We start from the raw sequence: 24,823 nt of genomic DNA, 5'->3' as shown, positions 1-24,823 counted from the left end.
TATTATAGGAGGGATCAGAGAATTTGACTAAAAAATTATTTGAACCAATAACAATTCGTAATATGCAATTGAAAAATCGGCTAGTTATGTCACCGATGTGTATGTATACTGCTAAAAATGATGGAAAAGTGACTGCTTGGCACCAAACCCATTACCACACTCGTGCAGTTGGTCAAGTAGGATTGATTATCCTTGAAGCAACTGCAGTTAAGCCTGAAGGTCGAATTAGTGTTAATGATTTAGGGATTTGGACGGATGATCAAATTTCAGGATTAGCTCAAGTTGTAGAAGCTATTAAAGGCGAAGGCAGTGTCGCAGGTATTCAATTAGCCCATGCTGGACGAAAAGCTGTTGTCCCTGATGAAATTTATGCGCCATCAGCAATTGCTTTTGACAACTCATCAAAAGTACCGACAGAACTAACGATTGATGAAATTAAAAATGTGATTGAAGCTTTTAAAGAAGCAGCTATTCGTGCTGAAAAAGCTAATTTTGATATGATTGAAATTCATGCTGCTCATGGCTATTTAATTAATCAATTCCTTTCACCATTGACGAACCATCGAGAAGATGCCTATGGTGGAAGTACAGAAAATCGTTATCGTTTATTAAAAGAAGTGCTTACAGCTGTTCGTAGTGTCTGGGATAAAGCTTTATTTGTTCGAATTTCAGCTTCAGACTATACAGAAAAAGGCATGACAGTTGAAGATTATTTTCCAATGGTAGAGTGGATGAAAGAACAAGAAGTTGATTTGATCGATGTCAGTTCAGGAGCAGTAGTACCAGCTTCGATTGATGTCTTTCCAGGGTATCAAGTACCTTTTGCGGATAAAATCAAACAAGAAGTAAATATTGCGACAGGAGCAGTAGGTTTGATTTTAAATGGGAATCAAGCAGAAGAAATCTTGAAAAACAACCGAGCAGATTTAATTTTTCTAGGAAGAGAGCTGCTGAGAAATCCTTATTGGGTTTACGAAGCAGCCAAAGAGCTTCGAACTGAAATCGAAGCTCCGGTTCAGTATCAAAGAGGTTGGCTATTTTAAAAATTAGTAAGTCTTGAAAGCTGTAAAGGGGAGTGCATGGTGAAAATCATTGATTTAACGGTTGGAGGTTTAACTAAAAAGGAATTACTTAATACTCTAAAGCAAAAAAATATTTTGATTAATTCTTATGGAGAAAAATTTCTTCAAAGTAAGCTATTTAAAGTGACGAAAGAAAAAAAGAAAGTGCAGCTAGTTGAACTCACTTTAATTGAATTAGGGTTGACAGATGGAACTGCTGGTTTGTTAGAAATCATTGATCAAGCCAAAGCAATTGGTTTGAAACCTTGCTCTGCAGATACTGCACCTTTTCTTCGAGTATCCTCATTTGATGACAAGGATAGTCAAGGACAGGATAAAAATCATCGGACACCTGATGGAGCAGTCACCGTGGTGTCTAAGATTTTAGATGAAGATGTTTACTTTCCTAAAGGATTTTATCTAAGAAAAATAGATGGAAAATTTTGGCTTCGAGGATATATTTGTGACTATGAACATCATTTCGGAGTGAATGAACGATTTATTTTTGAGAAATCTTGAAGATAACCGTCGTATCTCAATTTGACAACTTAAAATCATAAAACACGAGAACCGAAAGCTTTTTAATAAAGCCTTTAATTCTCGTGTTTTTTTAATTATTCTACGGTTACTGATTTTGCTAAGTTTCTTGGCTTATCGACATCATATCCACGTTGTAAGGTTGCAAAGTATGCAATTAATTGTGTTGGAACAACGGAAACAAGAGAAGTAAGTAATGGATGAACTTTTGGTAAGATCAATTGATCGTTAGGTCGAGCTAAATCTTCACTAACAATGACTAAAGTTTTTGCTCCACGACTTTCTACTTCTTTTAAATTACCTCTCGTGTGGGATCCTGTTATCTCATCTGTGATGATTCCCAAAACGGGTGTTCCTTCTTCAATCAAAGCGATGGTTCCGTGTTTTAATTCTCCAGCAGCGAAACCTTCTGCTTGGATATAAGAAATTTCTTTTAACTTCAAGGCAGCTTCACTTGAAACATAATAGTCATTGCCACGACCAATATAAAAAGCATTTCTAGTACCAGTTAGATAGTCTTCGGTTAATTGAGAAATGACTGCTTTTTCACTGATAATTGTTTCCATCCCTGAAGCAGCTAGTGATAACTCATGGAAGACATCAAAGTCTAAAGATGTTTGAATATTTTTTGCAGTACCGATTCCTTTTGCTAAAACAGCCATTAAAGCAATTTGTGCTGTGTAAGCTTTAGTTGAGGCAACAGCAATTTCTGGTCCAGCATGTAATAACAAAGTATATTTTGCTTCTCTTGAAAGAGTGGACCCAGGAACATTGGTAATCGTCAATGAAGAGTGACCTAAACGATTTGTTTGAACCAATACTTGGCGACTATCCGCTGTTTCTCCACTTTGAGTCAAATAGATAAAGAATGGTTTTTGTGACAACAATGGTACGTTATAACCAAATTCACTAGATAAATGAACTTCAACTGGAATTTGAGTTAATTTTTCGATTAATTGTTTAGCTGCTAATCCGGCATTATAACTTGTACCACAAGCAACAATGTAGATGCGGTCGCTATTTGAAACTTCCGCAACTAAGGCATCATCTAAAACAACATTTCCTTGAATATCTGTGTATTTTTGAATTAGGCGACGAATAGCAGCAGGCTGTTCATCGATTTCTTTTAACATATAATAAGGATATGTTCCTTTTTCAATATCTGTTAAATCTAGTTGAGCTTCGTAAGATTCACGATAAACCAAATTTCCTTTTTCGTCTTCAATTTGAATGGTTTCCGCAGTGACAGTTACCATTTCTCCGTCAACGATTTCAACAAAATGATTGGTTTGGTCTAACATTGCTAGAGCATCACTACAAATAACATTAAAGCCTTCTCCAATTCCAATTAACAAAGGGCTTTTGTTTTTTGCAACATAGATTGTTTCAGGATCTTCTTTGTCAATAAGGGCAAAAGCGTAAGATCCTTGTATAATAGACAGAGCTTTTTTAAAGGCTTCTTTTGTAGAAAGATTTTCATTTTCCATTAAAGAGGCAATTAAATGAACCGCAATTTCTGTATCTGTTTCACCATAAAATACATTGCTTGCAACGTAGTTTTGACGAATCTCTTCAAAATTCTCAATTACTCCATTATGAACCATAACTAAACGTCCATTTTGAGAAGAATGAGGATGGGCATTATTTTCAGAAGGTTTCCCATGAGTTGCCCAACGAGTATGTCCAATACCAATGGTACCACTGATATCCTCAGTCATTTTTTCTTCTAAATTTTTAATTCTTCCTTGTGCTTTGATTAAATGATTGGTTTGTTTATCGGAAACGAATAGCCCAGCAGAATCATATCCACGATATTCTAAACGTTCCAATCCACTGATAATAATTTTTTCAGCATTTTCTTTTCCTACGATTCCTACAATTCCACACATAATGTTTTCCTACTTTCATCTGGCATTATGTATTTCTTACTGCATGATAAGATTTTTGTAAAAAGCTTTACAGCTATGTTTTTGTACTTATCTGTAGAGTGCAGACCCTAGAGTCATCCGCCGAAAACTTCGATAAACTCTTTCCTCGTCATCTATTGTCTAAATAGATCTGGCGCTATCCGTATTGGTATACCTGACCTCCTTGAGTTTGATTTATAAGAAATACATCTGTAATGATATACACAACAAGGTTATAAGTCAACAAAAAAATAAAAAAATATTAATTGGTCTAGTTTTAGATTGAGCGTTTACTAAAGAAATTATTGGTTTGATAAGTTTTCTCTATCAAAATTTTGTGAGTTTAGATACAATATATGTGAACAGAAAGAAGGGATTAGAATGTCAGGTTTTGTTAATGTGATGAATTTTAAAGAATTAAAAGCAATCGTTCAACAATTAGAAAATCAACATGTTTCAGAAGATACAAAAATCTTGTTAGATACCGGATGGGATAGTTTACAAGAAATTCTTCCGGGGGCTATTCAGTTAAAAGAGGCTCAAGCGTTTAAAGTACAAGATGAATTAACCAAAGAATTTTTTGGAGGCTACGCTTTAGTAGATAAAGCCGAAAAAATGAATGCCGAGGGGTCAGTAGAGAAAGTAATTGTAATTGAAAACCTCTACTAATTTAATCTAAAAGAAACTGAAAGCAGGAGGAGAAGTGAATGAATAAAAGAAGATGGGTTGCTGTCTGTGTAGCAATTGGCTTATTTGTTTTTTCAGGTGTGGTTAGTTTACTAACACCGAATTCAAATGAAACCAGCGGAATAGATGGTATTAATGCTTTATTATATGGTACTAATCAATTAGAAGAATATGTTGAATTAGAGGGAGATAGCGAGAATCGAATTGCTCATATTTATGTAGATGGAGCAATCATGAATTCAGGTGGTGGTTTATTTTCTGGTGAAGTTTACAACCACCCGTTTTTTTTAGAACAACTAAAACAAATTCAATATGATTCAAGTATTTCTGCGGTATTATTGGAGGTCAATTCTCCAGGTGGTGGAGTTTACGAAAGTGCAGAAATCGCAAAAGAAATTAGAAAAGTACAAGAACTAAATATTCCAATTTATGTCGCAATGACCAATATGGCTGCAAGTGGTGGCTATTATATCTCAGCATCAGCCGATAAAATTTTTGCTACTGAAGAAACGGTAACAGGATCGATAGGAGTAATCATGTCAGGCATTAACTACTCTGGTTTGTTTGAAAAGCTTGGGATTGAAGATTCAACTTATAAGAGTGGTGCCCTTAAAGATATGGGCTCAGGCAGTCGTCCAGTTACTGAAGCCGATTCAGAAGTCTTACAAGGTTTTGTGGACAGTTCTTACGGACGTTTTGTCAATATTGTCTCAGAAGGACGTCAGATTCCTGAAGAACAAGTCCGTCAAATTGCAGATGGTCGCATTTATGATGGAGTCCAAGCTTTAGAAAATGGTTTGATAGATGCTTTAGGTTATCCTGAAGACGCTTTGCTAGCTTTAATGGAAGATTATTCCTTAAACCAATCACAAGTAATTGGTTATACTGTTTCTTCGACTGGTTTTGCAAATACTTGGTTTGGCTTAAAGTTGGCTGAGCTACAAGGCTTACCACAAGTGAATACAACCAATCGTATGATGACACTGTTAGAAAGTATTGGAACACCCAATGCGCCAAAACCCCTTTATTATTATGGAGGTGAGTAAGAATGACTGACAAAAGAGAAAATCAGGAACAACCTTTATCAGAAGATTTTTTACAAGATTTAATGAGTTCGTATAAAAAAGAATATTCGGAAGAAGAAGTAGTAGAAAAACAAAATAAATGGCAACGATTTGAAGATAAGAAAAATTCATCTAAGGACATTTATGATTTTCCAGACTACTTTTATACTGGATTTTGGATTCGTTTGTGGGCGTTTTTAATTGATCTATTATGCATTCACGCTATTAGTTCAATTAGCGTGGAACTATTTCTCAAACTATTCCCATTGTCATCAAGAGGTGGCGTTTTTAGTGTATATGGATTACTTAGTCTAGCTGTTTATTTAGGGTATTTTGTTTTAATGACAAAAATGAATCATGGGCAAACTGTTGGAAAAATGATTTTTGGTATCCGAGTTATTTCTTTGACAGAAGAAGAGTTGAGTTGGGAAACCATTTTAGTGAGAGAAGCTGCAGGTAGATTTATTTTGCAATTTCACCCACTGTTTATGTTTGGCTACTTAACCGCAGCTTTTAACAATAAAAAACAACATGTGGCAGATTATTTTTCTGAAACTTCAGTGGTAACGATTAATATGATTAAAGCTTTTAATAAGCAAGCTCAGGTTTAAGAAGGAGAAGCAAATGGCAGAAATTATCTCATTTCCAGATGAACCAGATCGTTTATGGACTCTTGTACAAAAGAATATCGAAGAAAATGATTTGCTAGCTGCAAAAGAGTACTTATCACAGCTTTGCCAATTAGAAGACAAATTTCTGTATATAAAAAAATATGTTAGTGTATTGCAATCTTTGGGCGAGTTACAACAAGCGTTAGAGATCGTTGAAAATCATATTGATTCATTTTTGAATGAGGAAGAAGCTTTTTCAGAATATATTCATTTATTACTGTTGGATAGTCAATTTCTCTTAGCCCATCGTTGGTTGAATCATACTTTATTTGATAATTCGCAACTATTGATGGAAACGAAACAGCTTGAACAAGTTCAAGAATTATTTAATAGCAATGAAAGAAAGAGTAAATTATCCAAATTATTGGATTGGGATAAAAAACAAAGACCTGTTCTTTCAAAAGACTGGCAAAATTGGATAAAAAACTTAACCAAAGATACCTTCTATGAGATATGTCAGAATTATTTTGAACAAGGGACCAATCCATTTCTCCAACCTAAATTAGTTGAGGAGCTTGTACAAATAGGGGAGAATCGAGAATTATTAATAGGTAATAACAGAATTGACCTGTCAGTACTTCCTTTATTAGAGGACTCCATTGCTTACAAAAAAGGTTTAACTTATATTGAAGACTATTTAAGTACAGAAATACAAATTAGTGAGATGGTTTTGGCAGAATTTAGTGCACATTTTGCTTTGATGTATCCATTTCTACCTAAAGTAGAAGAAATGAAACAATGGGTCAACAGTTATTTCCTAGAATATCAAGGAATGTTTGGCGACGAAGAAGCCTTAGAAGAGTTAATATTTTATGATTCAATACAGGAAAAGAAGCAAGCAATTCGAGAAATTTATCAGACTTTATTATAAATATTGAGAAATCGATGAAGTTTTTATTCAAAATGTTTACATTTTTCAAGCCTTAGTGTACTATTTAAAGGTATGCATGAAACTATTTCATATGTAAATTTATTTGTTAATTCGGAGGGAAATACATGACTGCAAAATGGGAAAAAACAGGCACCAATGATGGTGTATTGACATTTTCAATTGCACAAGAAGAGATTCAAAAAGGTTTAACTACAGCCTTTAACCGTGTGAAAGGAAACTTAAACGTACCTGGATTCCGTAAAGGAAAAGTATCTCGTACGGTATTTAATCGTATGTACGGTGAAGAAGCATTATATGAAGATGCTTTAAACGCAGTATTACCAGCAGCTTATGAAGCAGCTGTAGAAGAAGCTGGAATCGATCCAGTAGCTCAACCTAAAATTGATGTGGAAAGCATGAATAAAGGTGAAGATTGGGTAGTTAAAGCAGAAGTTACTGTTAAACCTGAAGTAAAATTAGGCGAATACAAAAACTTAACTGTTGAAAAACAAGATCGTGAAGTAAGCGATGAAGACGTAGAAGCACGTTTAACTCGTGAGCAAGAACAACAAGCTGAACTAGTTCTTAAAGAAGATGAAGCTGTTGAAGGCGACACAGTAGTTATCGACTTTGAAGGATTTTTAGGCGATGAAGCTTTTGAAGGTGGAAAAGGTGAAAACCATTCACTTGAATTAGGTTCAGGTTCATTTATTCCTGGATTTGAAGAACAATTAATTGGTAAAAAAGCTGGCGATAAACTAGACGTAACGGTAACTTTCCCAGAAGATTACCAAGCGGAGGATTTAGCTGGTAAAGAAGCAGTCTTCAAAGTGACTGTTCATGAAGTGAAAGGTAAAGAATTACCAGAACTTGATGATGAATTCGCAAAAGATGTTGACGATAGCGTTGAAACTTTAGCAGAATTAAAAGAAAAATATCGTGCTGAATTGACTGAATCAAAAGAGAAAGCTGCTCAAGAAGCAGTTGAAGAATCTGCTATTCGTCAAGCAGTTGAAAATGCAGAAGTTGTTGAATTACCACACGTGATGGTTCACGATGAAGTTCACCGCGCAATGGATGAATTTTTAAACAACATGCAACGTCAAGGAATCAACCCAGAAATGTACTACCAATTAACTGGTACAACTGAAGCTGATTTACACAAACAATTTGAAGGCGAAGCAGATACTCGCGTGAAAACAAACTTAGTTATCGAAGCGATTGTTGCTGCTGAAGGATTGGAAGTAAGTGAAGAAGAAGTTGAGAAAGAAATCAAAGACTTAGCTGAATCTTATAACATGCCTGAAGCTCAAGTACGTCGCGTATTGACTGAAGATATGTTAAAACATGATATTAAAATGAAAAAAGCAGTGGATGTAATCACTTCAACAGCTGTTGAAGCTTAATTCATTGATAAATCTTTGACGACTTGATTTTTTCAGGTCGTTTTTTGTTGCCTTCATTTTAGCTAAAACATCTCTAAATTATCCCAGATATGCTAAAATTGTAAAAGTAAAAGCTGCTGCTTAAAACAGCAATTCATCTTATTGTTAATTTTATAGATAAGTAAAAACTTCAATTAGCTCAATATATAGATGTTTAAAAAGAACAAATATGCTAAACTTAAATACAAATGAAGAGGTGATATCAAGTATGAAAATTTGTCCAAAGTGCCAAACTCAAAATGAAAATCATTTTCTGTTTTGTCAGAATTGTGGAGAAGAGTTAGGTGCGTATCAAGCAGAAGCAATAGATGAAAATCATGAAGAGATAGAAAATCCCACTGAGAATAACTCTTCTAGACAAGTTCAAAACTCTAAGAAACATAAGCGAAGTAATTTTGTCTGGTTAGGAGTATTGTTGACGATGGTTGCAGTTATTCTTTCGTTAAGCTTCTTTACTTATTCCTTGTTTTTTAGTGGTTCGGAAAAAGAGACAGCTCTTTCTGAAAGCTCTACTCCAGAAGAATCTACAACAATTTCAACGGAAACTGTTGAGCAAGACAATTCAGAGCTTGACAAATATGATGCCATCGTTAGTGAGGCTAAACGTTTAACGATTGACGAAGAGTTTAAAGAGTCTGAATTAAAATTAGCTGAAATTCCAATAAGCGTTTTAGAAAAAGAAGAATTTGCTCATTTAAAAGCAGTAGTTGCAGAATTGAACGAACAAAATCGTGCTGGAATTGCTCGTTTGGAAGAAACGGAAGAAACAGAAGATAGCAGCGAAGAAAAACCGTTGATTTTTGCTGGCGATTTAGCAAAATGGGCAACTAATTATGTAATGTATTACACATCAAGTCAGGCTGCCATGAACTTATCCATAGCTGCAGACGGAACGGTTACAATGACTGATTCAGGTGGCACACAAGAAGGAACCGCAGAAATCACTAAAGTGGCAACGACTCAACTTAGCTATGATACAACAGCTACTAGTCCTACGAGTCAACCAGAAACAAAACAAATTAATGGTGATGTTCGAATTACGATTATTTGGGAAGATAATTCCCTACAAGAATTATATGGATATCTATCTTATTCCTCTAGGTTAGTTTTAACGGATGGGATTGGGCTAAATAATGGTGTGAATGAAGTTTGGATTACTAACTAATAATGAATGAAGAGGGGTGTTGAAATGACCGCTATATCTCAAATGGAAATGTATATTATTGAGACTTTAAGAACTAATGGATTATCTGATGCAGAAATTTTTGAAAAAGCGAAAAATAAAGAAGAAGAGTCTTTAAATCGTATTAGCAGTAATTTTGATTATCAATTGCTATTCGTTTTATACGAAAAAGATCCAGAGGTATTTAGAAAGATTTTGGAAGAAGGATATCGTGTAAAGTTTTTAACTCTTAGAGGTCTTTATTCTCTTTTGTCAATGAAATTTTCGATTGAAGAAAATCAATTTGTTGCTTTAGAGAATGGTTTAAAAAATCTAGAAATAAATGAAGAAACCCTGCAAAAGATTGAAGGGATTTTGTCTCCAAATTGGTGTGTGAACCATACTAAAGATGGCTATCAAATTACTTTAAAACCATAAAAAATAGACGATAACAACTAGTGATAGGAGGAAATACACTAGTTGTTATCTTTTATTTTCCAGTCTGATAAATATTGATCAGCGACAATGAATTTCTTTTTTTGATAAAATTCTTTTGCTTTTAAAACTAACAGAGAAGAATTAGATAGATTTATTTCCTCAAAGGGTACCCATAAAGCACCTAAAGAATCTTGACCATCAAAATTATCTGTTTCTTTTAAAATGTTTCCTGACCAAGCTGATATTTGATAAAAAACACAAATATGGTTATTCATACTAGTTTCTTCATAAGACCATGGATATAAAAAATTGATTGTTCCTAATTGATTAAAGGTTTGAACTTGTAATCCTGTTTCTTCCGTCACTTCTCTCATTAAGGCATTCGTTAGAGATTCGCCATCTTCTAAGCTGCCACCGGGTAAATCAAAGCGATGGATATAAGGCCCGCCATTTTTTCGAATCACCAGCAATGATTCCTTCTGAATAAAGATACCGTAAACGCCAAAAGCAATATGATATTGATTCAATATAATGCCTCCTATCTGAATTTGATGAGCTATTCTTTTTTTCGAATCACTATCTATGTTATCATTAAAGAAACGGTATACGCCAGTCCTATCTTCCTTACTAAAATAGCTAACAGAAGGTAAGGTAAAGGACTTTAATTATTTTTAAAATAACAAGGGAGGAAAACTATGGAAGAGAGAAAAGAAGCTATTCAAAAATATGGAAACCAATTGTTTATTTTAGGTCTGATTTTAGTAGGACTCACGGTGATATCGATTATTTTTGAAATGTACCTAGCTGCTTTCGAATGGTCATCGATACGTGCCTTTGCAATTCCTGCGTATTTAATCTTTGTTTCCTTGTATATTAAGACAAAGAAACTAACTGAAGTAACTGGGTTAATAACAGCTGTTAAAGTACTATCCAATCTGGCAATCCTAATTTCTATTTTAACTTTTGTTTTGTCTTTAAGCTTTTTGACTGAACTATTGAAATTAGTTCCAGTGGAAATGATTATCTCTATGTCGTTATTACTTCTGACACCAGGTGTTTATGCAATCATCCTGAAGTGTCAAAGTCAAATGGAGAAACAAGTCAAATATAGCGACCGAGTAGTTTGAAAATAATACACGAATTTTATAATTTTATGTAGTAAAAATAAAAATTTTATGGAATTTTATCGTATTTAATTAATGAAAGGTTTTCTTTAAAAAAGCTTAATTTGCAAGGCTTTTAGGCTTTTTCTTTCTAATGAACTATGCTAGAATAATAAAAGGCTTAAAAATAAGATTTTTTTAGTCAGAAGAAAAACAAGGGGTGAACACCATGTACGACAATACAAACGGAAATGATCCAGTACGTTGTTCTTTTTGTGGAAAAGCACAAGATGAAGTAAAAAAAATCGTTGCTGGTCCTGGTGTCTACATTTGTGATGAATGCATCGAGTTATGTAAAGAAATCATTGACGAAGAGTTCTATGAAGAAGCAATTCGTGAATTTATGGAAGTACCAAAACCACAAGAGATTTTAGATGTTTTAAATCAATATGTGATTGGACAAGATCGTGCAAAACGTGCGTTAGCAGTCGCTGTTTACAATCACTATAAACGTGTAAATGTTGAAGTATCTGAAGATGATGTTGAGTTACAAAAAAGTAATATTTGTTTAATTGGTCCAACGGGTTCAGGGAAAACTTTCCTAGCACAAACATTGGCTAAAAGTTTAAATGTGCCGTTTGCCATTGCAGATGCTACTAGTTTAACTGAAGCTGGATATGTAGGAGAGGATGTAGAGAACATTCTATTGAAACTTTTACAAGCTGCAGATTACAATGTAGAACGTGCTGAAAAGGGCATCATTTATATTGATGAAATTGATAAAATTGCTCGTAAAAGCGAAAATGTATCAATTACTCGTGATGTTTCTGGTGAAGGCGTGCAACAAGCGCTACTTAAAATTTTAGAAGGAACAACAGCTAGTGTTCCTCCTCAAGGTGGCAGAAAACATCCTCATCAAGAAATGATTCAAATTGATACAACCAATGTTTTATTCATTGTTGGTGGCGCATTTGATGGAATTGAAACAATTGTTAAAAATCGTTTAGGAGAAAAAACAATTGGATTTGGTTCAAACAACCAAAAAATTTCAGATGATGAGAGTGTCATGAAATATATCATTCCTGAAGATCTGTTGAAATTCGGTTTGATTCCTGAATTTATCGGACGCTTACCAGTAATGGCAGCTTTAGATAAGTTGACAGAAGATGATTTGGTTCATATCTTAACAGAGCCAAAGAATGCTTTAGTCAAGCAGTATAAAAAACTATTATCTTTAGATGATACAGAACTGGAATTTGAAGAAGGAGCATTAAAAGCTATTGCTAATAAAGCAATTGAAAGAAATACTGGTGCTCGTGGCTTACGTTCAATTATTGAAGATATTATGATGGATGTCATGTTTGAGATTCCATCTCAAGAAAGTATTGAAAAAGTAACAATTACTGAAGATGCGGCAAAAGATTTAGCTGAACCAGAAGTTACTTATCACAAAGAGAAAAAAGCAGGGTAGGTAGTAGAGACTGTGACATGAGTTTTGCTAGCAATGATGAGCGTGTATTCGCAAAGTTATTCTTGATAAAACTTTGTCACAGTCTTCCTGTTTTTTAAGAAAGACTAACTATATAAAGTCAAGTGAAAATAAATAAAATCTTCTGATTGAAAAATAACGAATAAGTGCATCACAAATAAACCTCAGAAAGATTATTTTTTCACTACTGACGAATTTCATATGGTTCATTCTTTGTTAGAATGGCATGAATAATATAGCATAGCTTTCTTGAAACAGCGCCAATCGCTGTAAGATGGTGTTTTCCTTCTGCTCGTTTCTTATCATAAAAGGCTTTGAAAACTGGATCACATCTGGACGCAATGAGTGCCGCTTGAAACAGTGCTTTTCTTAAGTAGGGAGAGCCACGTTTACTCATCACGTTGTGAGTGGCTTCATATTCACCAGATTTTGAGACAGACGCATCGATTCCTGCGTAAGCTACTAGTTTTTTAGGCGTAGAAAATTTCTGAATATCGCCAATTTCACCTAAAATCGTCGCACCAAGGACAGCTCCAATACCAGGAACGGTTTCTATGACCGAATGAAGAGAAGCCATTAATTGTGCAATTTCTTCTTCTGTTCGTTTAATTTGTTCTTCTAAAAAGCTGAGTTGATCAATCATAGAACGTAATTGAAAAACAAAGGCATCTTGAGCAAAACGAACACCAAAAGAATGAGCGGCGGCTGTTTTCAGTGCCTCTGCCTTGCTTTGTCCAACACGACTTCGACTCGCTACACGGAGTGTTTCAGCTAATGTTTCGGCAGAAACTTGATTGAATTCATCAGGAGACGAAAACTCAGATAGGACGGCTTTGGAGGCCTTGCCAAAAATGCCAACTTTTGAAAACACCTTTTCGTACTCAGGAAAGATTTGGTCTAGTATGGCAATGACTTTTCGTTTAAAGTCGCCAGCTGTGCCAACAAGATATGAACGATAACGAGTCAATTGACGTAAGGAGAACATGGTTTCGTCCGCTAAAGCTGTTTCGTTGAATGAACCGTAGCGAATTAAGTCAGCAATTAATACTGAGTCGATACTATCATTTTTTCGTTTACGAATTTCAGTTCCTTTTCTCCAGCCATCTGTTTGAATGGGATTGATGACGTGAACAAGAAACTGTTGTTCATCAAGAAATGAGAAAAGGGCTAACCAATAGTGACCGGTGGCTTCCATACCAACAAGAAAGTCCTCTGTGGAATCAGAGAAAGAAGTAAGTCGTTCTAAAAGAGCGTGAGTACCGTCCAAAGAATTCGCAAAAGAAAAACCTTTAAGTAGGACTTTTCCATCGTCATTCATGACGGAAGCGACGTGTGTTCGTTTGCCAATATCAATACCTAGATAAAACATAAGCACACCTTCTTTACAAAATTTGGATTGATTGCCACTCAACTGAAAAGCGTCACTACCTTGTTCTAGATACGGAGTAAGGCATTTGCCTTCAACATCTAACTCATTCGTAAACAGCTTAACAGAGAGAGGGATTAGTCTTTCGATTACGAGTTTGAAAACTCAAGGAAGAAACAATCTACCTCTCAATCCATTAAGTATATTTTCTCAAATAATTGAGTAAATACCAAATAAAAAATAACAAAAGGTTCCTAAGGTTCTCCTCTAAAAATCGGAAGATTAAAGCCTTAAATATAATATACAAGGAAGAAAAATATGAAAGTTCATTCAGCGGAAATTATCATTAGTGCTGTTGCTCCTGCGCAGTATCCAGAGACCCAGTTGCCTGAAATTGCTTTAGCTGGTCGTTCAAACGTAGGGAAATCTTCTTTTATTAATACCTTGATTAATCGAAAGAATTTAGCTCGAACGTCTTCAAAACCGGGAAAAACTCAAACTTTAAATTTCTATCTTATTGAAGATGCGCTTCATTTTGTTGATGTACCTGGTTATGGTTATGCAAAAGTATCCAAAACAGAACGTGCGAAATGGGGAAAGATGATTGAAACTTATTTGACTCAAAGAGAACAATTAAGAGCCGTGGTCTCTTTAGTTGATCTGCGTCATCCACCAACTCAAGAAGATATTCAAATGTACCAATTTTTAAAATACTATGATTTGCCAGTTATTGTCGTGGCAACAAAGGCAGATAAAATCCCTCGGGGAAAATGGAACAAACATGAAAGTGTCATCAAAAAAGCTTTAGAGTTTGATCCAGATGATCAATTTATTCTTTTTTCTTCAGTAACCAAAATGGGAAAAGAAGAAGCTTGGGAAGCAATTGAAGAAGCAATTAAATAAAAAATCCGAATAACATAGATTACTCCTATATTGGGAGTATTTTATGTTGTTCGGATTTTTTTAGTTCAAATTCTCATGGAATTCGTGATAAAACTGGTATCTCTCTTCAAAAGATACTTCTTTAATGACTTGATTGATGGTCCAAGTATAGCCAAAGGGATCTTGGATTTCAGCATGTTTTGTGCCCATAAATTCGTTTATTTCTTGGGTAATAGTTGCTCCAAATTCTTTACACAGATTCAAAGTATGTTCAACATCTTCAACAACAATTTGCAACCAGATAGAACCAATTTGATCTTTTTTGGGAGAGTAGCAATCAAAGGTAACATTTTCGTCCATTAGCCTTAAGCGGACTCCGCCTACAATAATATTTGCTTCATTTAATCCTTGTTTTTCTGGAAATTCGTAAATTTCTCCAGGAACACCATCAAAAACTTTTTGATAAAATTGACAAGCTTTTATAGCATTGGGAACGACTAAATTAAAGGTCAGTTGATTTTTCATTAGTGCCATCCTTTTTCTTCTTTTTAGGATTTAAGAAGCGTTCAATATCAGGTTGTTCTTTTTTCTTTTCTAGTTCTGGTAAAATGGCAAATTCTTCAAGTTTTTTGTCTAAAGAATCATCTCTTTCGAATTTTAAGCTCATTTTAACACCTCCATTTACAGAAGAGTGTAGCATGAATAAAAAAAATAATCACGTGAAAAAAATTTAAATTCTAATGATTGAGGAGAGTTCTTATAGAGAATCAGCTATTGTGAATGTGTTACAATAAAGATGAAGAGGGGTGATCAAATGCAAAAAACGGAAAAAATGTATATCTATATTCAAACTGTAGCAAATAAAATTTCGAATATTCATGATTTTCTGCAAGATAGCTTTATATTAGGTCGTTTAGTGTTTGATCCTCAATATATAGAAACGAATGCAGCACAAGATGTTTTTACGATAGATAACTTGACAGATTGTATTCAAAATATCCCTTCAAAAGCTGATTTCAGCCTACGAATTCATGATGGTTGGAGTGAGGTAGTTGTCCAAAAGTTTCATCAGATGATTATTGAGAGAGTCTATTTGTCGAAAGAACAATTTATTCATCATAAAGAATTGATTTTAGACTATTTAAGTATACGCATGAAAATAGCTAGATTCGCTTACGTACGTTCTTATGATGAATTCTTATATCATAATATTGAAAAAGTAGACCACCGAGAATTGGTTGAAACAGTAAAAGAGACCAACGAACACCCCAAGAAAAAAACAGAAGCAGGAGAAATTATTGTAGATGGCCATTATTTTTCTGGATATGATCTTTTTCATACGGGTTTCTGTTTTACTTCTTGTTGGCGAATGTATTTTGGTGAAGAATACAGTGGAATTCTTCCTTTGAATTTAATTAAGGAAGTACAACAAATTGACCAAGTTCAAGAAATTCATCCTAATACACTGATGGTTGAACTCTATTCAGACCCATTTGCGTGGGATCATCCTCAGAATCTTCAATTTCAGCGCAAATTTAGAGATCAGTTGGGATTTGATCAATTGACCCGCTTAAATGGCATTGGACTGCTACGAGATTCCTATGTAGAGTTTCAACTTTCTCCCAAAAATTACCAAATTATCCAATATCAAAACGACTATTTTCAACCAGTTCCAAAGATCCAAGCAACTCATTTTGTTACCAGAACATATGATTTAGAAACGAAAAAAGAAGAAGTTCATCGTGTGAAAGGGACATTAAATGCACAAGCTTTTTTTCCTGACATTGATAATCGACAACGACAACTAAAAAATACAATTCCCTTATTATTAGAACAAACGGTAGACGATGGACTTGCGGCTTACGAGTATTATATTCGTCAATACATGGAGGTTAAGATACAAGAGAAGCAATATAGTGCCTATCAACCGGTGCTAACTTTCTTATTACCAGAAAAATATTTATCTAAAATACCATTCCAGCAGTTAAAACAACGCTTAAACGATTTTTATATCACTGAAAACACAAACGTAAAAAGAAAAAAAGAACTACGCTTAGTCAAAGGTGAACAACGTTTGAGAGTTGAATTTTTACCATTACAATTAATAAATACACAAAAAAACGAGAAGGTTTGACCTTCTCGTTTTTACTAATTATTTTTCAATAGGTTTTCTTAAAGCACCTAACATAATTCCTGAGAGTGCAGCACCAACAGCTACGAATACTAAATAAAGAATTGGTTGGGAAAGTAGTGGAACTACGAAGATACCACCGTGTGGAGCCATTAAACGGATACCGAATGAACCAACTAAACCACCAGCAACAGCAGAACCTACCACGAAACTAGGAATTGCACGTAATGGATCAGCAGCTGCAAAAGGAATAGCACCTTCAGTTACAAATGATAACCCCATAACGATGTTTGTTAGACCAGCTTCATTTTCTTGTTTTGTAAATTTGTTTTTAAATAGGCGAGTAGCTACAAAGATTGCTAATGGAGGAACCATACCACCGGCCATTACAGCAGCCATTACAACACTTCCGCCTTCAGCGACAGTTGCAGCAATAGTACCAGTACCAAATACATAAGCAGCTTTGTTAATTGGACCACCTAAGTCAGTAGCCATCATTCCAGCAAGTAAAGCGCCTAACAAGGCAGCATTTGTTCCATCTAATCCTTGTAAGAAGTTATTTAAACCATTATTAATTGCTGACATTGGGCCATTGATTAATAACATAATTGAACCAGTGATTAACAAACCAAAGAATGGGTAAAATAGAATGGTTTTAATTCCATCTAAAGATTTTGGCAAACCTTTAAGAATTTTACGTAAGAAAACAATCACGTAACCAGCAATGAAACCACCTAATAAAGCTCCTAAGAAACCAGAACCACCAGCATTAGCTAATGCACCAGCTGCAAAACCAGCAACTAAACCAGGACGATCACCAATACTCATAGCAATAAAACCAGCTAAGACAGGTAACATGAAGCCAAATGCAGCTCCACCAATTTCATTAAACCAAGCAGCAGCAGTATTGTAGCCACCTAAATCTCCTAAAGACTCTGTTGGAACACCAATGAATTGGTCAACCATGAATGAAATAGCGATTAAAATTCCACCTGCAATAACAAATGGTAACATATGTGAAACGCCATTCATCAAGTTTTTGTAAATTTCTTGACCAACAGAACCAGAAGTAGTTGCTTCTTCCGAAGAACTACCATCGCCATGGAAAACTGGTGCACTTCCACTTAAAGCAAGGTTGATTAGTTCTTCCGTTTTACGAATACCATCACCAACTGGACGGTTAACTAATGGTTTGCCGTCAAAACGATTCATTTCAACTTTTTTATCAGCAGCAACAATAACTCCTACTGCTTTAGAAATATCATCGGCAGTCAAACGATTCTTAACGCCTTCTGAACCATTTGTTTCAACTTTAATATCAACGCCTAATTCTTTAGCTTTTTTCTTTAGAGAATCTTCGGCCATATAAGTATGGGCAATTCCTGTAGGACAAGCAGTTACAGCTACGATAAATGGACGATCCGCTGACGGTGTGACAACTGTTTCTTCCTCAGTAGCTGTTTCTTCTTCAGCTGCAGCAAAAATTGCTTGCACTTGTTCTGGTGTATTTGCAGTTTTTAATTTAGCTACAAAGTCTGGGTCAATTAATTGGCGAGATAGGGCAGCTAATGCTTGTAAATGAGTATCATTTGCACCTTCTGGAGCAGCGATCATAAAGAATAAGAAAGTAGGTTGACCATCTAATGCTTCATAATCTACACCAGCTTCGCTTTTTGCAAATAAAACAGTCGCTTCTTTAACCGCTGCATTTTTAGCATGAGGCATGGCAATTCCATCACCCAAACCAGTTGAAGTTTGTGCTTCACGGGCTAAAATTCCTGCTTTGTAAGTTTCGATGTCTGAAATACGTCCAGCTTCGAACATTTTTTGTACCATTTCATCGATAGCAGCTGCTTTCGTAGTTGCTTTTAAATCCATAATCATTGCATCTTTAATCAATAAATCATTGATTTTCATTCGTAAATCCTCCTATAATTTAGTAATTTCTACTTCGGGTAGTAGTTCTTTGATAAAATCTGCTTCAGCTAAGTCATCAGAAAAAGCAGTGGCACTTCCACAAGCAACGCCCCATTTGAATGCTTCTACTGAATCTTGAGATTTTGCATATTGTCCAATAAAACCAGCAATCATTGAATCTCCAGCACCAACAGAGTTTTTCAACTCACGTTTTAGAACATTGGATTGATAAATTGCAGCTTCTGTAATCAATAAAGCACCATCCCCAGCCATGGAAATTAAGACATTTTTTGCACCTTCAGCCAAAAGTTTTTGGCCATGAGTAATAATGTCTTCTAAAGAATGGAAAGTTGTGTGATACAGTTCAGCCAATTCATGATTATTTGGTTTTACTAACAGTGGATGATGGCTTAAAGCCTGCATTAAATCATCACCTGTTGTATCAATAACAAATTCGGCGCCTTGTGCTTCAATTAATTGAATTAACTCTTGGTAGAAACCTTTTCGTAGACCTCCTGGTGTACTTCCGGAAAGCACAACGATGTCACCTTTGGAAAGATTTGCCAAGGAGTCTTTTAATCCCTGAACTTCTTCTTCTGAAAGAGTAGGACCTTGTCCGTTTATTTCAGTTTCTTCCACAGATTTTAATTTCACATTGATTCGAGTATCATCTTTAACAGGAGTAAAGCGGCAATCAATACCTTCTTCTTTCATCCATTTTTCAATGAATTCTCCAGTAAAGCCACCTAAAAAACCAAGTGCAGTAGAAGTAGAGTCAATACGTTGTAAAATACGAGAAACGTTAATTCCTTTTCCGCCGGGTAACTTAAAATCTTGTGACATGCGATTTACATCGCCCATTTTTAAATCATTCACATGAACAATGTAGTCAATAGAAGGATTTAAAGTCATTGTGTAAATCATACTTACACCTCCAAAATAGTAGTATGCAGTCGAATTTTTTTAGCTAACTCTTTAGGTAGTTGGTTAGTAATAATTGTCGCTGCATCGAGTGGTGCGACTTGTGTAAAAGTTGTTTGCTGAACTTTTGATGAGTCCAACAAAACAAAGGCAGTTTGGCTTTGAGACATAGCAAGTTTCTTAGCAGCAGCTTCTTCTGGATCTGGAGTCGTAAAGCCAGCTTCAAGGTGAGCACCGTTCATTCCTACAAAAGCTTTGTCAAAGCGATATTGTTGCAACTGTTGTAAGGAAAAATTTCCTAAAACGGCATTTGTAGCAAGTTTGATAAAACCACCCAAAATAATTGTATCAATACCACGATCAATTAAAAGGGCTGCATGTTTAACAGAATTAGTGACTACTTTAATTGATGAATGAATTGGAATAAATGGAATTATTTCAATAGTTGTAGTACCTGCATCAAGATAAATGACATCAGAATGTTTAATTTGATCGGCAGCTTTTTTAGCAATCGCAATTTTTTCTTTTTGAAACTTTTGTTGCTTCTCATCCATAGTGGCTTCAAAATTAAGTGCTTGTCTTTTTTTTGCGCCACCGTGAATACGAGTCAACAAACCTTTCGACTCAAGACTTTGTAAATCTCTTCGAATAGTTGATTCTGATGCTTTTAATGGAACAAGAAGTTCATTTATTGTAACAATGTCATTTTCTTCCACTCGATTAAGAATATGTTGATATCTCTCTTCTGTAAGCATTTCCAATCACCTCTTCAAAAAGTATTTTAACATGGTGTTTTTTCAAAATCAATCAAAATCGGTCAAATTCTACAAAAGAAAATCCCTATATTACTATTCACAGCAAACATGACGCTTCACTACGAGAGAGGATTGCTTAGGTCAGCCTGGAATGGCTCTAAGCCTGTATTCTTGAAGTTTGACAGACTGGAGATACAGGATTCAGTTGATCCCACGGTCGATAAAAGCAGACTTCGTTGTGCAGTGTAGCGAATGGATTAAAAAGGTAGTACTATATCTAGTTAAAGTAAAGCTGAAATTTGAAACTTATAAAACAAAGAAAAAAGGTTACTTTTGATTAATCTATAATCTTTTATAGGTGTAAAAAACCACAAACTCAAAAAAATGGAAGTTTTTATTGATATCATAAAAATTGCAAGCTTAGAAAAATGGGGCTACAATAGACGGGTACTGGTTAATAAATACACGAATAAAATTCAAAAAGATAGAGGTGGATTTTCAATGAAACATAGAACTATTTTACAGGGATTTGAATGGGATTTACCTGCTGATGGTCAGCATTGGAAGTTATTAGCTGAAAAAGCAAAAGAATTACATGATTTAGGATTATCTGCTGTTTGGCTACCGCCAGCATATAAAGGTTCGGCAGGAGCTGATGATGTTGGATACGGCGTGTATGATCATTATGATTTAGGAGAATTTGATCAAAAAGGAACTGTTGCGACAAAATATGGAACAAAAGATGATTATTTAGAAGCAATCAAGGCTTTACAAGAGAATAATCTAGAAGTGTATGCAGATATTGTTTTTAACCATTTAATGGGTGCAGATGAAACGGAAGTTGTTCCAGCAGTTAAATATAGTTGGGACGATCGAACAGAAGCAGTCAGCGAGGAAGAAGAGATCGAAGCCTGGACTAAATTTACTTTTCCTGGGAGAGATGGAAAATATAATGATTATGTCTGGACTTGGGAGAATTTTTCCGGTGTTGATTTTGATACCCGCTCAAAAGACCATGCCATCTATAACTTTGCAAATAAGGGCTGGGATTCAGATGTTGATCCAGAAGATGGTAATTTTGACTATCTGATGGGTTGTGATTTAGACATGGAAAATCCTGAAACCATAGAACAATTGGATCAATGGGGAAAATGGCATCAAGAGTTAACCAATGTAGATGGTTACCGTTTGGATGCAGTGAAACATATTCAATTTGATTATTATGTCGATTGGTTAATCAATAGAAGAGAAGAAAAAGGTAAAGGGATTTTTGTTGTTGGCGAGTACTGGTCAAATGACTTAGGTAAATTAAAGAATTATCTTGATTCGTCAGGTAACTTAATTTATTTATTTGATGTACCGTTACATTTCAGATTCTTTGAAGCAGCCAATTCCAATGGTGAGTTTGATATGCAAGGCATCTTCGGTGGTACTTTAATTGAAACTAGACAGGATTATGCTGTTACATTTGTTGACAATCATGATACGCAAAAAGGACAAAGTTTAGAATCTTGGGTTGATGGTTGGTTCAAAGTCCATGCTTATGCGCTGACTTTGCTTAGAAAACAAGGAGTCCCTTGTGTCTTCTGGGGAGATTTATATGGAATTCCATCACAGGATATTGCAGCGATTGGTGAAAATCTTCATGCTTTGCTATATCTAAGAGCTCAAATGGCTTTTGGCAATCAAATTGATTATTTTGATGATCCGGATTGTATTGGTTGGGTTTTAACTGGAGACTTCGAAGAACCCACTTCAGGAATTGCTGTAGTTATGACTAATAAAAACGGTGGTGAAAAAGCTATGACCGTAAGTGCCATTCATCGCGGAAAAACATTTGTTGATATCTTAGGAAATAATGACGCAAAAGTTGTACTAGACAAAAAAGGGCAAGGTATTTTCCCAGTTAATGATGGACAAGTCTCTATCTATGTTCAAGAAGAAGTTGTCAAGCAATGGAAATAATGTTCAAACTGACTATCATGCACGATAGTCAGTTTTTTTACTGTTTAAATTTAGGTAGTTGATTTTAATTAGCCTAGACAAACACTTTTATAAAAATTTCATGTAAATGATTGTGTTCGGTTTTCTGAAAGATAGGAAAATGCTATAATTAAGAGGATTGAGAAAGAAAGGATGTTTGTCGAATGTCATCCAATAAGTTACTAAATGGAATGAATCCCAAACAAAAAGAAGCAGTGGTGTGTACACAAGGACCATTATTATTAATGGCAGGAGCGGGAAGTGGGAAAACTCGTGTCTTAACACATCGAATTGCTTATTTAATTGAAGAAAAAGAAGTTAATCCTTGGAATATCTTGGCGATTACTTTCACTAACAAAGCAGCTAAAGAAATGAAAGAACGTGTCAAAAGTTTATTAGGACCTGTCGGAGAAGATGTCTGGGTTTCGACTTTTCACTCGATGTGTGTGCGAATCTTAAGAAGAGATGTCGATTGTATCGGCTATTCTCGTAGTTTTACTATTATTGATTCTTCTGAACAACAATCACTGATGAAACGAATTTTAAAGGAACAAAATATTGATCCTAAGAAATATGATCCTCGTTCTATTTTAGCGGCTATCTCTAATGCTAAAAATGGTTTATTGACTCCTGAAGACTATCAAAGTTTACAAGGAGATTTTTTCCAGCAAATTGTGGGTCGTTGTTACGAAAATTACCAAAAAGAATTGCGTCAAAATCAATGTATGGATTTCGATGATTTAATCATGAATACCATTCGTTTATTTAATGAAAATGAAGACATCTTAGCCTACTATCAAAGAAAATTTCAATACATTCATGTGGATGAATATCAAGATACCAACCATGCACAGTATACGTTAGTCAATCTTTTGGCCGAACGCTTTAGAAATTTGTGTGTCGTGGGGGATGCGGATCAAAGTATCTATGGTTGGCGTGGTGCCGATATGCAAAATATTTTGGATTTTGAGAAAGATTATCCCGATGCAGAAGTGATTTTATTAGAACAAAACTATCGTTCGACACAAACCATTTTGAATGCTGCCAATCAAGTTATTCAAAATAACCATAATCGTCGAAAGAAAAAACTGTGGACAGAAAATCAAGATGGTCAGTTAATTACTTATTATCGTGGGGAGTCTGAAAGAGATGAAGCACAATTTATTGTTAGAGAAATTCAACGTTTAATCTCCGATGAAAAGAAAAAATACGGTGATTTTGCTGTATTATATCGTACCAATGCGCAATCTCGTGCGGTGGAGGATACTTTAGTAAAAGCCAATGTTCCCTATACAATGGTAGGAGGTCATAAGTTCTATGACCGTAAAGAAATCAAAGATATTTTAGCTTACTTAAGTGCGATTGCTAATTTAGACGATTCCATTAGTTTAGAACGAATTATTAATGTACCAAAACGAGGAATTGGGGCAAGTTCTGTTGAGAAACTACGTCAATTTGCTACGTTACATGGTTGGCCGTTACTAGAAGCTGCTCATAATGTGGAGTTAACCAATATCTCTGGAAAAGCAGGCAAAGAGCTAGGAAACTTTGGTCAAATGATGAATGATTTCCACCAAATGATTCCTTTTTTATCTGTAACAGATTTAACCAAAGAAGTTTTAGATAAAAGTGGTTATCAAGCTGATTTACGCCTACAAAATACCATTGAGTCACAGGCTCGCCTTGAAAACTTAGAAGAATTCTTGACAGTTACTCAAGAATTTGACAAACGTTTTGAAAGCCAAGAAGAAGATACCGACGCTGAAGATAAATTAACCCTATTTCTAAATGATTTAGCCTTACTATCTGACATTGATAATTATGAAGAAGAAACCACACAAGTGACCTTGATGACCTTACATGCTGCAAAGGGATTGGAATTTCCAGTTGTCTTTTTAATTGGTATGGAAGAAAATGTTTTCCCTTTATCAAGAGCTTTGATGGAAGAAAGTGAATTAGAAGAAGAACGCCGCTTGGCTTATGTTGGAATTACTCGTGCGGAGGAAAAATTATATTTGACTAATGCTTTTTCCCGGACACTTTATGGTCGTACTAACTATAATCGTCCTTCACGATTCATGGAAGAAATCGAGGAAGATTTATTAGAAACAACTAGTTCTAGACCAACAATTGCTACTCAAAACCCAAGTCGAGGCACCTTTAATCCGACTGCCTTTAAACCAAGTTATCAACAACCAGCTCAAAAAGCTGTATCAAGTAAAGTTGAAACTGGTGGGGAAGCTAGTGATTGGAAAGCTGGCGACAAAGTTAGCCATAAAAAATGGGGGACTGGAATGGTGGTCCGAGTAAGTGGTTCGGCAAAAGATGTTGAATTAGACGTAGCTTTTACTCAACAAGGAGTAAAACGTTTATTGGCGGCCTTTGCACCGATTGAAAAAATAAATTAAAGTATTTGTTTTTAGGAGAAGTGAT

The 24,823-nt window shown here is 35.1% G+C and carries 23 protein-coding genes; 15 read left to right on the top strand and 8 right to left on the bottom strand.

The window, feature by feature from the left end; translation table 11 throughout:
* The first annotated feature begins 23 nt into the window (after positions 1-23).
* Together namA and AC4BBX_RS02515 are read left to right on the top strand one after the other, a co-directional pair.
* The gene (gene namA, locus AC4BBX_RS02520) at positions 24-1,043 is read left to right on the top strand and encodes an NADPH dehydrogenase NamA (RefSeq protein WP_490454900.1); all 1,020 of its coding nucleotides are present in this window, start codon (positions 24-26) and stop codon (positions 1,041-1,043) included.
* 36 nt (positions 1,044-1,079) lie between these two features.
* On the top strand, positions 1,080-1,580 hold the full coding sequence (locus tag AC4BBX_RS02515) for a hypothetical protein (RefSeq protein WP_490454899.1): 501 nt from the start codon (positions 1,080-1,082) through the stop codon (positions 1,578-1,580).
* Positions 1,581-1,675: 95 nt separating this feature from the next.
* Here AC4BBX_RS02515 and glmS read toward each other — a convergent pair whose 3' ends face one another.
* Positions 1,676-3,487 (bottom strand): glutamine--fructose-6-phosphate transaminase (isomerizing), encoded by a 1,812-nt coding sequence (gene glmS / locus AC4BBX_RS02510; protein WP_490454898.1) that lies wholly within the window; start codon positions 3,485-3,487, stop codon positions 1,676-1,678.
* A gap of 399 nt (positions 3,488-3,886) precedes the next feature.
* Between glmS and AC4BBX_RS02505 the strand changes: the two genes are divergently transcribed.
* The 7 genes from AC4BBX_RS02505 (at position 3,887) to AC4BBX_RS02475 (ending at position 9,843) form a co-directional block, all read left to right on the top strand.
* Positions 3,887-4,174 (top strand): hypothetical protein, encoded by a 288-nt coding sequence (locus AC4BBX_RS02505; RefSeq protein WP_490454897.1) that lies wholly within the window; start codon positions 3,887-3,889, stop codon positions 4,172-4,174.
* A 38-nt stretch (positions 4,175-4,212) separates the two neighbouring features.
* Positions 4,213-5,238, top strand: coding sequence for a signal peptide peptidase SppA (gene sppA, locus AC4BBX_RS02500; RefSeq protein ID WP_490454896.1), 1,026 nt, complete (start codon positions 4,213-4,215; stop codon positions 5,236-5,238).
* 2 nt (positions 5,239-5,240) lie between these two features.
* Positions 5,241-5,867 (top strand): RDD family protein, encoded by a 627-nt coding sequence (locus AC4BBX_RS02495; RefSeq protein WP_490454895.1) that lies wholly within the window; start codon positions 5,241-5,243, stop codon positions 5,865-5,867.
* A gap of 13 nt (positions 5,868-5,880) precedes the next feature.
* Positions 5,881-6,798 (top strand): hypothetical protein, encoded by a 918-nt coding sequence (locus AC4BBX_RS02490; RefSeq protein WP_490454894.1) that lies wholly within the window; start codon positions 5,881-5,883, stop codon positions 6,796-6,798.
* 125 nt (positions 6,799-6,923) lie between these two features.
* A complete protein-coding gene (gene tig / locus AC4BBX_RS02485) occupies positions 6,924-8,204 on the top strand; it encodes a trigger factor (RefSeq protein ID WP_490454893.1) in 1,281 nt (426 codons plus the stop codon).
* A 247-nt stretch (positions 8,205-8,451) separates the two neighbouring features.
* Positions 8,452-9,408, top strand: coding sequence for a hypothetical protein (locus tag AC4BBX_RS02480; protein ID WP_490454892.1), 957 nt, complete (start codon positions 8,452-8,454; stop codon positions 9,406-9,408).
* Positions 9,409-9,432: 24 nt separating this feature from the next.
* Positions 9,433-9,843 (top strand): hypothetical protein, encoded by a 411-nt coding sequence (locus AC4BBX_RS02475; protein WP_490454891.1) that lies wholly within the window; start codon positions 9,433-9,435, stop codon positions 9,841-9,843.
* A gap of 38 nt (positions 9,844-9,881) precedes the next feature.
* On the opposite strand, the gene AC4BBX_RS02470 is transcribed toward AC4BBX_RS02475, so the two are convergent.
* The gene (locus AC4BBX_RS02470; protein WP_490454890.1) at positions 9,882-10,370 is read right to left on the bottom strand and encodes an NUDIX hydrolase; all 489 of its coding nucleotides are present in this window, start codon (positions 10,368-10,370) and stop codon (positions 9,882-9,884) included.
* A 168-nt stretch (positions 10,371-10,538) separates the two neighbouring features.
* Between AC4BBX_RS02470 and AC4BBX_RS02465 the strand changes: the two genes are divergently transcribed.
* The gene (locus AC4BBX_RS02465) at positions 10,539-10,970 is read left to right on the top strand and encodes a hypothetical protein (protein ID WP_490454889.1); all 432 of its coding nucleotides are present in this window, start codon (positions 10,539-10,541) and stop codon (positions 10,968-10,970) included.
* Between the two features lie 205 nt (positions 10,971-11,175).
* Positions 11,176-12,417 (top strand): ATP-dependent Clp protease ATP-binding subunit ClpX, encoded by a 1,242-nt coding sequence (gene clpX / locus AC4BBX_RS02460; RefSeq protein WP_490454888.1) that lies wholly within the window; start codon positions 11,176-11,178, stop codon positions 12,415-12,417.
* Positions 12,418-12,619: 202 nt separating this feature from the next.
* Here the strand turns inward: clpX and AC4BBX_RS02455 are convergent, their stop codons facing one another.
* Positions 12,620-13,804 (bottom strand): IS110 family RNA-guided transposase, encoded by a 1,185-nt coding sequence (locus AC4BBX_RS02455; protein ID WP_490453526.1) that lies wholly within the window; start codon positions 13,802-13,804, stop codon positions 12,620-12,622.
* Between the two features lie 315 nt (positions 13,805-14,119).
* On the opposite strand from AC4BBX_RS02455, the gene yihA reads away from it, so the two are divergent.
* Positions 14,120-14,704 carry a ribosome biogenesis GTP-binding protein YihA/YsxC gene (yihA, locus tag AC4BBX_RS02450; RefSeq protein WP_490454887.1) on the top strand — a complete coding sequence of 195 codons (585 nt, stop codon included), beginning with the start codon at positions 14,120-14,122 and terminating at the stop codon, positions 14,702-14,704.
* A 60-nt stretch (positions 14,705-14,764) separates the two neighbouring features.
* Here the strand turns inward: yihA and AC4BBX_RS02445 are convergent, their stop codons facing one another.
* The gene (locus tag AC4BBX_RS02445) at positions 14,765-15,208 is read right to left on the bottom strand and encodes a VOC family protein (RefSeq protein WP_490454886.1); all 444 of its coding nucleotides are present in this window, start codon (positions 15,206-15,208) and stop codon (positions 14,765-14,767) included.
* Positions 15,186-15,350: an SPJ_0845 family protein gene (locus AC4BBX_RS02440; protein WP_490454885.1), complete on the bottom strand. Its 165-nt coding sequence runs from the start codon at positions 15,348-15,350 to the stop codon at positions 15,186-15,188. Before AC4BBX_RS02440 ends, AC4BBX_RS02445 begins: the two co-directional genes overlap by 23 nt.
* Before the next feature lie 147 nt (positions 15,351-15,497).
* On the opposite strand from AC4BBX_RS02440, the gene AC4BBX_RS02435 reads away from it, so the two are divergent.
* Entirely contained in the window at positions 15,498-16,817 is a 1,320-nt protein-coding gene (locus AC4BBX_RS02435; protein WP_490454884.1) for a hypothetical protein, read from the top strand.
* Between the two features lie 18 nt (positions 16,818-16,835).
* On the opposite strand, the gene AC4BBX_RS02430 is transcribed toward AC4BBX_RS02435, so the two are convergent.
* Genes AC4BBX_RS02430 through AC4BBX_RS02420 form a run of 3 tightly spaced genes read right to left on the bottom strand, consistent with a single transcriptional unit; the run spans position 16,836 to position 20,407 of the window.
* Complete coding sequence (locus AC4BBX_RS02430; RefSeq protein ID WP_490454883.1) at positions 16,836-18,731, bottom strand: PTS fructose transporter subunit IIABC; 1,896 nt, start codon at positions 18,729-18,731, stop codon at positions 16,836-16,838.
* Between the two features lie 12 nt (positions 18,732-18,743).
* Positions 18,744-19,655, bottom strand: coding sequence for a 1-phosphofructokinase (pfkB, locus tag AC4BBX_RS02425; RefSeq protein WP_490454882.1), 912 nt, complete (start codon positions 19,653-19,655; stop codon positions 18,744-18,746).
* Between the two features lie 2 nt (positions 19,656-19,657).
* Positions 19,658-20,407, bottom strand: a complete 750-nt coding sequence (locus AC4BBX_RS02420) for a DeoR/GlpR family DNA-binding transcription regulator (protein ID WP_490454881.1) — start codon at positions 20,405-20,407, stop codon at positions 19,658-19,660.
* A 501-nt stretch (positions 20,408-20,908) separates the two neighbouring features.
* Between AC4BBX_RS02420 and AC4BBX_RS02415 the strand changes: the two genes are divergently transcribed.
* The gene (locus AC4BBX_RS02415) at positions 20,909-22,372 is read left to right on the top strand and encodes an alpha-amylase (protein WP_490454880.1); all 1,464 of its coding nucleotides are present in this window, start codon (positions 20,909-20,911) and stop codon (positions 22,370-22,372) included.
* Positions 22,373-22,554: 182 nt separating this feature from the next.
* The gene (pcrA, locus tag AC4BBX_RS02410; RefSeq protein ID WP_490454879.1) at positions 22,555-24,798 is read left to right on the top strand and encodes a DNA helicase PcrA; all 2,244 of its coding nucleotides are present in this window, start codon (positions 22,555-22,557) and stop codon (positions 24,796-24,798) included.
* The last annotated feature ends 25 nt before the right edge of the window (positions 24,799-24,823 follow it).

The organism is Enterococcus sp. AMC1157, from assembly GCF_058216555.1.
The sequence above is the reverse complement of the archived record's forward strand: the minus strand, read 5'-3'. Positions and strand labels throughout refer to the sequence as shown.